This window comes from Lysobacter sp. GCM10012299, assembly GCF_042649405.1.
GTDB lineage: Bacteria > Pseudomonadota > Gammaproteobacteria > Xanthomonadales > Xanthomonadaceae > Lysobacter_J.
This window is the reverse complement of the sequence record NZ_JBHRZC010000002.1, coordinates 367,614-377,512: the sequence shown is the minus strand read 5'-3', so window position 1 is coordinate 377,512 and position 9,899 is coordinate 367,614. Positions and strand designations below refer to the sequence as shown.

General features: G+C 67.3%; 12 protein-coding genes and 1 pseudogene. 6 read left to right on the top strand and 7 right to left on the bottom strand.

The window, feature by feature from the left end; translation table 11 throughout:
• The first annotated feature begins 109 nt into the window (after positions 1 to 109).
• Entirely contained in the window at positions 110 to 700 is a 591-nt protein-coding gene (locus tag ACFOPO_RS06020) for a hypothetical protein (protein ID WP_386701925.1), read from the top strand.
• 52 nt (positions 701 to 752) lie between these two features.
• Here ACFOPO_RS06020 and ACFOPO_RS06015 read toward each other — a convergent pair whose 3' ends face one another.
• Positions 753 to 1,739 (bottom strand): NAD-dependent epimerase/dehydratase family protein, encoded by a 987-nt coding sequence (locus ACFOPO_RS06015; RefSeq protein WP_386701923.1) that lies wholly within the window; start codon positions 1,737 to 1,739, stop codon positions 753 to 755.
• A 198-nt stretch (positions 1,740 to 1,937) separates the two neighbouring features.
• Here ACFOPO_RS06015 and ACFOPO_RS06010 point away from each other — a divergent pair, with 198 nt between their 5' ends.
• Together ACFOPO_RS06010 and ACFOPO_RS06005 are read left to right on the top strand one after the other, a co-directional pair.
• Positions 1,938 to 2,417, top strand: a complete 480-nt coding sequence (locus ACFOPO_RS06010; protein WP_386701921.1) for a hypothetical protein — start codon at positions 1,938 to 1,940, stop codon at positions 2,415 to 2,417.
• Positions 2,418 to 2,601: 184 nt separating this feature from the next.
• Positions 2,602 to 3,183 carry a hypothetical protein gene (locus ACFOPO_RS06005; protein ID WP_386701919.1) on the top strand — a complete coding sequence of 194 codons (582 nt, stop codon included), beginning with the start codon at positions 2,602 to 2,604 and terminating at the stop codon, positions 3,181 to 3,183.
• Between the two features lie 47 nt (positions 3,184 to 3,230).
• Here ACFOPO_RS06005 and ACFOPO_RS06000 read toward each other — a convergent pair whose 3' ends face one another.
• From ACFOPO_RS06000 to ACFOPO_RS05975, 6 genes are all read right to left on the bottom strand, one after another.
• Complete coding sequence (locus tag ACFOPO_RS06000; protein ID WP_386701917.1) at positions 3,231 to 3,938, bottom strand: SDR family oxidoreductase; 708 nt, start codon at positions 3,936 to 3,938, stop codon at positions 3,231 to 3,233.
• A 42-nt stretch (positions 3,939 to 3,980) separates the two neighbouring features.
• Positions 3,981 to 5,174 carry an acetyl-CoA C-acyltransferase gene (locus tag ACFOPO_RS05995; protein ID WP_386701915.1) on the bottom strand — a complete coding sequence of 398 codons (1,194 nt, stop codon included), beginning with the start codon at positions 5,172 to 5,174 and terminating at the stop codon, positions 3,981 to 3,983.
• Between the two features lie 39 nt (positions 5,175 to 5,213).
• On the bottom strand, positions 5,214 to 5,675 hold the full coding sequence (locus ACFOPO_RS05990) for a PaaI family thioesterase (protein ID WP_386701913.1): 462 nt from the start codon (positions 5,673 to 5,675) through the stop codon (positions 5,214 to 5,216).
• Entirely contained in the window at positions 5,672 to 6,265 is a 594-nt protein-coding gene (locus ACFOPO_RS05985) for a TetR/AcrR family transcriptional regulator (protein WP_386701911.1), read from the bottom strand. Before ACFOPO_RS05985 ends, ACFOPO_RS05990 begins: the two co-directional genes overlap by 4 nt.
• 76 nt (positions 6,266 to 6,341) lie before the next feature.
• The gene (locus ACFOPO_RS05980) at positions 6,342 to 6,986 is read right to left on the bottom strand and encodes a hypothetical protein (RefSeq protein ID WP_386701909.1); all 645 of its coding nucleotides are present in this window, start codon (positions 6,984 to 6,986) and stop codon (positions 6,342 to 6,344) included.
• 99 nt (positions 6,987 to 7,085) lie between these two features.
• Complete coding sequence (locus ACFOPO_RS05975) at positions 7,086 to 7,484, bottom strand: SRPBCC family protein (RefSeq protein WP_386701907.1); 399 nt, start codon at positions 7,482 to 7,484, stop codon at positions 7,086 to 7,088.
• 166 nt (positions 7,485 to 7,650) lie between these two features.
• On the opposite strand from ACFOPO_RS05975, the gene ACFOPO_RS05970 reads away from it, so the two are divergent.
• From ACFOPO_RS05970 to ACFOPO_RS05960, 3 genes and pseudogenes are all read left to right on the top strand, one after another.
• Positions 7,651 to 8,190, top strand: coding sequence for a hypothetical protein (locus ACFOPO_RS05970; RefSeq protein WP_386701905.1), 540 nt, complete (start codon positions 7,651 to 7,653; stop codon positions 8,188 to 8,190).
• A 180-nt stretch (positions 8,191 to 8,370) separates the two neighbouring features.
• Positions 8,371 to 8,607, top strand: coding sequence for a class IIb bacteriocin, lactobin A/cerein 7B family (locus ACFOPO_RS05965; RefSeq protein WP_386701903.1), 237 nt, complete (start codon positions 8,371 to 8,373; stop codon positions 8,605 to 8,607).
• 132 nt (positions 8,608 to 8,739) lie between these two features.
• Positions 8,740 to 9,899 (top strand): annotated as a pseudogene (locus ACFOPO_RS05960) (ABC transporter transmembrane domain-containing protein); the annotation flags it as partial.

Below are 9,899 nucleotides of genomic sequence, written 5' to 3'. Positions count from 1 at the left end.
CCCGCCTTGGCGGGGCTTTTTGTTGGGCGCCGAAGTGAATCCGGCCTTCACTTGCCCTTGCGCAGACTGAACGCGGATCGCACCGCCAAGGCAATCAATGGAGACCGCAGTGAAAACAACCGCCCTGCCTTCTGTACTGGCGCTTGCCGTGACCATGGCACTGGCCACGGCCTGCTCGACCACCACCCCGGCCGCCGCCGCCGACCATCCGAGCGAGACGGTCGCGATGAGCGTGCAGGCCACCGGCAAGATCGTGAACATCGACTCGCCCTCGCGCCTGGTCACCATCGAAGGCGAAGACGGCAAGCAGGTCGAAGTGCACGCCGATGAGACCGTGCGCAACTTCGACCAGGTCCACGTCGGCGACGTGGTCCAGATCGACTACGTCAACGCGGTGACCATCGACATCCAGCCGGCGGGCAGCGCCGAGCCGGGCGCGTACATCAAGGAAGGCCAGGACGTGGCCAAGACCGGCGAGAAGCCGCGTTACGGCAAGGCCGAGGTGGTGACGGTGCTCGCACCGATCGAAGCCATCGATACCGTCAACAACACGATCACCGTCAAGGGTCCGCGCGGCAACGTGGTGACCCTCGACGTCAAGAAGCCCGAGCACCAGGCGCGGCTGAAGAACCTCAAGGTCGGCGACATGCTGCGCATCGCCTTCACCGAGGCCGCGGCGGTGTCGATCAAACCGAAGTAAGCGCCGTCAATCAGAAAGGGCGGCCTTGTGCCGCCCTTTTTTGTGTCCGCTGTCAGCCGCTGACCGGGTAAGGCCCGTCGGCAAACACCTGGTCGTGGTAGCCCTTGCTGCCCACGGCTTCGGCGAGCGCGCTGCGGAATCCGCCGCCGCTGGCCATCGCGGCCAGCACGCCGCGGTAGTCGTAGCGCGGCTCCCAGCCCAGCTCCGAGCGCGCCAGCGTGTTGACGTAGACGCGGTCGAGCTGCGGGAACATCCGCCATCCGTGCGCGGCGTACAACGATGCGGCCTCGGGGAAGAGGCGGTTGACCACCCCGGGCGCGTCGCGCCGGAGTTCGGCCAGGTCGGCTCCGGTGAAAGGCGTCGTCGCCGACACGATGTAGCGGCCAAAGCCGATGTCCGGCGCACGCTCGACCGCGAGCAGGTGCGCATCGACGGCATCCTCGATGTCGAGCCGGCGATAGAGCAGTTCGTTGGCCTGCGCGTTGGCGGTGACATAGCCGCTGCGCATGTCGATGCTGTCGTCCGGTTCGGGGAAGAAGCGCGACGTTCGCAGCACCACCACCGGCAGGCGCCGCTTGCGGAAGAACAGCTGGCACAGGTGCTCGGCCGACAGCTTGGTCACGCCGTAGATGTTCTTCGGAATCGGCGCGACGTCCTCGGTGATCCATGCCGCCGGCAGACCCGGTGCCGGCGTCAGTGCCGCGCCGAAGGTGCTGGTGGTGCTGGTGAAGACGAACGATGCGACGCCGGCGGCGACCGCCTCTTCCAGCAGTACCAGCGTGCCGCTGATGTTCGTGTCGACGAAATCCTGCGGAGGGTGCGTGGCCACGTGCGGCTTGTGCAGCGTCGCGGTGTGGATGACCGCGTGCACGTGCGGCATGCGATGGCGGATGAAGTCGCGATCGGTGATTGAACCGACGTGGTCGGTGAACGCCGAGGGCTTGATGTCGATGCCGACGGCCGGCCGGCCCGCCGCCCGCAGTTTGCGCATCAGGGCTTCGCCGAGGTGGCCGGCGCTCCCGGTGACGAGGGTAGTCATTGCGTGCGCTCCGGTGGCTGGATGCCTGTGTCGAGAGTACGGGGTGCAAAGCCGAGTCCGGACTCCAAAACCGGCCCGGCGGCTGGCCCGGAATGTTTCGATTGGCCCTGCCGACAGGGGCAATAGTGGCTCTCGCATGGGTCCACCTGCGCGCCTAATGTCGATCGCGCTTTCCCCCAACCCATGGAGAGGTCGACGATGAATACCCATTCCCGACGCGCCCTGCGCCCCCTGGCATCCGCGATCCTGGCCCTGGCGGCCTTGTCGCTGGCACCGGCCGCGCTGGCCGGCGGCCACGGCAACGCCCGCGGCTGCGCCCGCCAGTTCGAACTGGCCCAGCGGATGGACATGGAGTCCTTCCGTGACTACGACGAAGAGACCTTCCGCGCCGTCCACGACGAGCGCGCAGTCACCATCTTCGGCAGTGGCGCGGTGCGCTATGGCATCGACGCGATCATGACCGCCCTGGCCAGCCACTTCGCCGGCCGCGAAGCGGTGTGGACCTGGACCGAGAAATACCGCGTGGTCGACGGCTGCAACTCGGCCTTCATCCTCTACGAGACCGTCTACGAGATCCCGCGGATTGGTTTCCGCCAGCACGCCCTGACCGGCGTCACCTACAGCCACGACGGCCACCGCTGGCTGGCGATTGCCGACCAGGGCACGCCGTTGCCCTGAGTGGTATCGCGGTCAAGCAGCGGGGGATCAGGCAGTTCCCCCGCTGCGTTTGCAGAGTCCATGCCATCTGGTAGGACTTGTGCCCGCATCGGCGTAGTCCATTCCCGCGACATCGACTGTGATGTCACATGTGACGGGAAGGCCATGCAACGATCCGGCGAAGTTACACACGGACGTACGCTCAATGACCCAAGGACGGGATGAGCTCGCACATCGCCAGGCTCGCTGGCTGCCAGGCCTGCTCCTGGACCTGCTTGAACGCGCGCCTCGCGTCGAGCTTTCCGAGGACGGACACGCTGCGGTCACCATCGTCGCGCGGCACCTGTTCCTGCTGATCTTCTTCATGGGGTCGGTGCATACGGTCCAGGGCGTGTTGCGCGACTATCGGCATGCCAGGTCGATCCTCAGGAACCACGGTGTCGCGATCGCTGCTCCTGCGAAGGCCGACACGGCACTGGATCGACTCCTGCCGACGGCAAGAAAGGACAGGGACCTCTATACCTTCACCGTAGATGGGACGTCGTACTCCGCCAGCTTCGCCACGGATGACACGACCGTGCAGGTGGCTTACGCGAAGGCCCAGCCAGGGCGCTTCGATCGGCTGGACGTGCTCGAGTACAAGGGCAGTACGGCCTACGTCATCATCGGCACGCTCGTGGCCGTGCCCGCATTGGCGATGGCCTGCTGGGCGTCGCTGGCGTTCCTGACGCGCTTTTTCTTCCGGGTTGGACGGTGGTCCGATCTGCACCGACGCAATCAAGGCTGACTGGAGACAGGGCCTGTCTCCAGCCGGCCCGGGCCTGCACGGGTGGTCTACTCGCTTCCGGCCGACAGGTACGCTGCCTGCGGCGAGGACAGGCTGCCCTTGACCTGGCGGCTGGTGTCGTCGGCGAGGACTTCCTCGCTGCCGTCCTGCAGCGCGCGCACGATCTGCTCGGCGACATCCTTGGGTGCGATCTTGGGTGCGTCGAAACCGGCGGTCATGTCGGTATCCATCAGGCCGAGGTGGACGCCGACGACCTGCGTGCCCTGCCCGCGCAGTTCGTTGCGCAGGCCGTTGGTCAGCGACCAGGCCGCGGCCTTGGAGACGCAATAGGTCGCCGTGCCCGGCAGGCTGATCCAGCTCAGCACCGACAGCACGTTGACGAGGGCGCCACCACCGTTGCGCGCGAGCGTCGGCGCGAATGCCTGGGTCATCCGCCAGGGGCCCCAGAAGTTGGTGTCCATTTCCTCGCGCGCGGTCGTCTCGCCGGTGTCGGAGAGCAGCACGCCGCCGCGGGCGATGCCGGCGTTGTTGATGACCACGTTGACGTCGGGGCAGGCCCGGGCTGCCGCGGCGATGCTTTCGGGCGAGGTCACGTCCAGCGCGATCGGGGTGACGCCTTCGACGTCGATGGAGTCGGGGTTGCGCGCGGCGGCGTAGATCTTGGCCGCGCCGGCCTGCTTGAGCGCATCGAGCAGGGCACGGCCGAGCCCGCGGTTGCTGCCGGTGACCAGTACAACGGCGTTGCTGATGTCCATCGTGAGCCTCTGTGGGGGAGTGTTGCGGTGTGAGGGTTGGGGTTACGGAATGCGTTCGATTGCAATCGCGGTGGCTTCGCCGCCACCGATGCACAACGCGGCCACGCCGCGGGTGAGGCCGCGGCGCTGCAAGGCATGCAGCAGGGTGACGATCAGGCGCGCCCCGGTGGCGCCGATGGGATGGCCGATCGCGCACGCGCCGCCGTTGACGTTGAGGCGGTCGCGGTCGATGCCCAGGTCCTGGGCGGCGGCCATGGCCACCACGGCGAAGGCTTCGTTGATCTCGAACAGGTCGACGTCGGCGACGCTCCAGCCCACCTTCGACAGCAGCTTTTCGATCGCCGGGATCGGTGCGGTCGTGTACCAGGCCGGTGCCTGGCTGTGGGTGGCATGGGCGCGGATCTCGGCGAGGATCGGCAGGCCTTCGCGTTCGGCCAGCGAGCGCCGCGTCAGCACCAGCGCCGCGGCGCCGTCGGCATTGGCCGATGCGCTGGCGGCGGTGATCGTGCCGTCGCTGGCGAAGGCAGGCTTGAGCGTCGGGATCTTTTCCGGCGAGACCTTGAGCGGATGCTCGTCGGTTTCGACGATGCGCTCGCCGCCCTTGGCGGGCACGGGCACGGGCACGATCTCGTCGGCGAAGGCGCCGCTTTCGATCGCGTTGCGGGCGCGGGTCAGCGTCTCGACTGCGTAGGCGTCCTGGTCGGCACGGCTGAAGCCGTACTTCGATGCGGCCGCTTCACCGAACTCGCCCATTGCGCGGCCGGGCTCGTACGCGTCCTCGAGGCCGTCGAGCATCATGTGGTCGAAAATGCGGTCGTGGCCGACGCGATAGCCGCTGCGCGCCTTCGACAACAGGTACGGGGCGTTCGACATCGATTCCATGCCGCCCGCCACCACCAGGTCGGCCGAGCCAGCGAGCAGCAGGTCATGGCCGATCATCGTGGCCTTCATGCCGGAGCCGCAGACCTTGTTGACGGTGGTCGCGCCGACGGCATCGGGCAAGCCCGCGCCGCGCGAGGCCTGCCGTGCCGGCGCCTGGCCCTGGCCGGCGGGCAGCACGCAGCCCATCAGCACTTCATCGACGCGCTCCGGCGCCAGGCCGGCACGCGCGAGCGCGGCCGAGATCACGTGCGCGCCGAGCTGCGGCGCGGTCAGCGGCGACAGGTCGCCGAGGAAACGTCCCTGCGGCGTGCGAACGGCGGAGACGATGACGATGGGGTCGTGTGGGGAAGACATGCGCAACTCGTTGGGGGAGGAACGAAACGCTGGCTATTGCTACGGCGCGGGGGCCCGGTCGATCACCAGCAGCGTGGAGGTGGCGGTGGCATAGAGGCGGCCATCGGCACCGGTCAGGCGTGCTTCCGCGAACGCGGCGCGACGGCCGATCGAAACGACCTTGCCTTCGGCGCGCAACAAGCCGGAATCGCGCGTCACCGCCTTGTGATACGCGACCTTGAGTTCAAGCGTCGTGTAAGCCTGCTGCGCGCTCAGCCGCGAGTGCACGGCGCAGCCGCAGGCCGAGTCGAGCAGGGTCGCGGCATAGCCGCCGTGGACCATGCCGATCGGGTTGTAGGCGTGGTCGCCGGGGGTTCCGGCAAACACGGCGCGCCCCGGTTCGACTTCGATGAAGTCGAAGTCCAGCGAATGCAGGATGCCGGGCTTGCGGCCGGAGGCGATCAGCGCCTGCAGCTGCGACAGGCCGTCGAGGCCGGCGCCGATTTCATCGACCATGCTCATCCATCGATCTCCAGGTTGAGGCGACGGCCCAGCTGCCGGCGTGCCGCCGCCAGGAGCGCGTCGGAACGGGTGCGGTCGCTTTCGCAACGCGCCATCGCCAGGGTGCCGATCAATTCGGCCAGCACCGAGCTGGCCAGGTCGTCGGCGTCGGCGTGGCCCAGTCGCGCCAGCCGGGCGGCCAGGCCGTCGGCCAATCGGCGCGAACCGCGCGAATACGCCTCGCGGGCGGCGACGTCCAGTCGCGGCAGTTCGGATGCCAGTGCCGCCATCGGGCAGCCGGTGCCCGGGCCATCACGGTGTTCCGCTGAGAGATAGACACGCAAACAGGCGGCCAGGCCGTCCGCATCGTCGCGGCCTTCGAGCGCGCGGCGCCACTGGGCGCCGGAGTCCTCGAACATCTGCGTGATCGCGGCGGCGACCAGCTCGTCCTTCGACTGGAAGTGGGCGTAGAAGCCGCCGTGGGTCAGCCCGGCCTCGCGCATCACGCCGGCCACGCCGACCCCGGCCGGGCCGTCACTGCGGATGGCACGGGCGGCCACCCGCAGGACGCGCTGGCGGGTCTGGAGCTTGTGGTCGGGGTCGTAGCGCATGGCACCTTATATGATGACCGTCATATAAAGTTCAAGGGGACGCCCCCCCCGTGAGGCCCGCGCCGCCTGCGGCGGCTCAGACGTGGGCGTAGCGGACGAAGGCGTGGATCGCCGGCAGCGTCTGGTAGTGAAGTTCGGCCAACAGGGCGCGTTCGCCGTTCGACAGCGGCGCCAGCGGCTCGGTTTCGAGATCGCTGTAGCTGCGCCGCCACCCCAGCACCAGGGCGGCATCCATCGGCACGTCGGTGAAGTCGCCATACGGTCGCCTCGGGGCGATGTAGGGCAACGGCGAGAACACCTGGCGGGTGCGCCACGACGCGGCCTTGAGCAACTTCAGGTGCTCGCGGGTGAAGCGGAAGCAGTCGCCCTCCATCCCCGACCTCGGTGCGTCGAGGAACTCGGCGATGTCGCGCGGCAGGCGGTAGTCGCCGGGTGCGAGGCTGGCCTTCTCGATGAACTCCGGCAGTGCGAACGCCGCCTCGAGGAACAGGCGCAGGCGATCGCCTTCTTCCGCCAGCGTGGTCATGCGCCGCAGCGATGCGAAGCCGTCCTCGTCCAGGTGCAGTGGCGTGACCGGATTGACGCAGGGGGCGCCGGTGTCGGTCGGCATCCAGTCGAATCGGATTTCGCGGATCAACTCGATGTGGGCATCGATCAGGGGCACTGGCGCGAAGCCGTCAAAACCACACAGTGCTTCGTAGAAACGTTCACGCTCACCCATTGTTCTTTGCGACAGCACTGCATTCCGGACCTGCAGTTGATCGCGCAAACCGCCGCCGACCTATCAGAATTGTCTGAATGTGCGGAAATCGCCGGCATTTCAGGTGACGCCTTCGAGCGTCTGCTTCATCGCCTCCAGGCCCTGCTCGATCAAACCGGCGACCTTCGCTTCCAGCGCGTCGGGCAGCAGGTCGGCGATCCACACCAGGCGCGTGCCGCCGTTTCCGGACTCGAAGGCCTGCACCGAGGCGTTGTGGTGGGCGAAGGGCTCGTCCTGCACGGACCAGACCACGCGCCGCTCGCCGTCGTCGACATCGATGATGCGTTCGTGCACCGTCATGCCGTTGGCGAAGGTGATCTTGCGGACGTCGCCTTCGAGCTCGCACTGGGTGACAAAGCCGCGCACCAGCCGCTCATGAATGCGGCCCACGTCGCGCAGCGCATCCCAGGCCTGCGCAGGCGGTACCGACACCTGGATCTCCCGGCGGATCGAGGCCATGGGACTTCCTCCTGTCGAGTGCATGTGAAGGGGCCAGCTTGCTGCGCCCTGCGTGGGCAAGATAGTGCTTTGGATGCAACCCGACGTGAGGCGAGGTCACGGCAATCAGAGCGCCGCGCGTGCGATGGCCGTATCCTGTCGACCTGGCCAATCGGCGGAGGCCGCCATGAGCACCCACACCGAATACGACCCCGACGACAACTTCGCGCGTTCATTCGCCGCGGACGCAGACATCGACGAGGAAGCGGCGCTGGAAGCGGTGGCGTGGCAGTTGCTGCTGCTGATCAATCCCGGCGACGAAGACGCCGCCATGCAGCAGTTCCAGGCCTGCCGCGACGCGCTCGACGAAGGCGAGGATCCGGTCGAACTGATCCGCGACGTGATCGACTGGAAGTCGGGCTTCCACGTCGAAGACAGCGACCCGGGCGGACTGATCGAGGTGCTGGACGAACTGGCCTCGCGCTTCAACCTGCACATCGACTGGGGCGTGGAAGACCCGACCGACGAAGACTTCCTGTCCGACGCCGAGGTCCCGTCGCTGATCGGCGTCGCCTACGACCGCCTTCGCGAGCATCACTACACGCTGTGGACCTGGGAGACCGGGCACGACACGCATGCCGGCTTCATGACCCTGCAGCGTGACGACGAAGCGTTGCGCGCGGTGGCCGGCGCGCTCGGCTTCCACGTGCGCCCCGGCGCCGGTTGACCGCATCGAGTCACACGACCTGCACGCCGCTGCCTCGAACCAGATCGAGCGCTGAACGAGCGCTCGTTGCTGAGCCGGTTCTGATGGCTCCGCATTGGGGTGAAATCGAGAATGATCGCCGAGTGAACTTCATCACTCGGGGAGTCCGTGCGGGCTCCCTTCCCCCAATGAGGAAGCATCATGCGTGAGTTGAATCAGAACGAACTTGAGAACGTGGGTGGAGGCGTGATCCTGCTCGGCCTTGCCATCGCGACCGCCTCTTTCTACGGCACGCTCGCCAAGTTCCAGGCCTATGACTACAAGGCCTATGCGCACAATTTCCACGACAGCACCGGCTTCGCGCTGCCGCGCGTGCCGCTGTTCGCGGGCAACAACTACTACGCCCAGGGTTGGCCGGCTCCCAAGAAGTACCAGTAAGTCTCTGCTGCGCCCTGCCCCGGGAGGGGTCCAGCACCCAGCCCGGGGCCTTGTTCCCCGCAAGCGAGCAACGTGGACACGGACGTCGTTCTCCAGTCGGAAGCCTCCGAATGCGCGCTGGCGTGCATCGCGATGGTCGCCTCGCACCACGGCAGCGAACTTCCGCTGCGCGAACTGCGGCGCCGCTTTCCACTCTCGCTCAAGGGCGCGGATCTGCGCCGTCTGGTCTTCGTTGCCGGCGAGCTGGGCTTCGCCCATCGCCCGCTTCGCTTGGAGCTGGACGAACTGCAGCAACTGGCCACGCCGTGCATCCTGCACTGGGATCTGAACCACTACGTGGTGCTGGTGCGATGCAAGGGCGACCAGGTCACGATCCACGACCCGGCCGTCGGCCGGCGCACCCTGACACGTAGCGAAGTCTCCCGCCATTTCACCGGCATCGCGCTGGAGCTGACGCCCTCGGCCAAGTTCAAGCAGGAAGTGGCCGCGCCGGCGATCTCGCTGCGCACGTTCACCGGCTCGATCACCGGGCTGTGGCGTTCGCTCGCACTGGTGCTGTCCCTGTCGGTCGCGCTGCAAGTGTTCGCGCTGACCAGCCCGTTGTTCATGCAATGGGTGGTCGACCAGGTGCTGGTGGCCGCCGACCGCTCGCTGCTGACGGTGCTCGGCCTGGGTTTCGGCCTGGCGCTGCTGCTGCAACTGGCCATCGGCGTGCTGCGTGGCTGGGCGGTGGTGTACCTGTCGGCGCAGCTGGGCCTGCAATGGGCCAGCAACGTGTTCAACCATCTGCTGAAGCTGCCGCTGGACTTCTTCGAGAAGCGGCATCTGGGCGACATCACCTCGCGCATGGGTTCGGTGCAGGCGATCCAGAAGACGCTCACCACCGGTTTCGTCGAGGCGATCATCGATGGACTGATGGCGCTGGTGACGCTGGCGATGATGCTGCTCTACAGCGCGAAGCTGACGCTGGTCACCTTGCTCGCAGTGGCGCTGTACCTGGCGCTGCGCTGGCTGTCCTATCGCCGGTCCGCGACGGCAACGAGCAGCACCTCATCAAGGCCGCCCGCCAGGAAAGCCACCTGCTCGAATCGATCCGCGGCATCCAGTCGCTGAAGGTGGCCGGGTGCGAACCGGCGCGTCGGTCCGCGCATGCCAACCTGCTCAACGACACCGTCAACCGCGAGACCTGGCTGGCCCGTCTGGACCTGGGCTTTGGCACCGCGAGCCAGCTGATCTTCGGGATCGAACGCATCGCCGTGATCTGGTTCGGCGCGACGCTGGCGCTGGAGAAC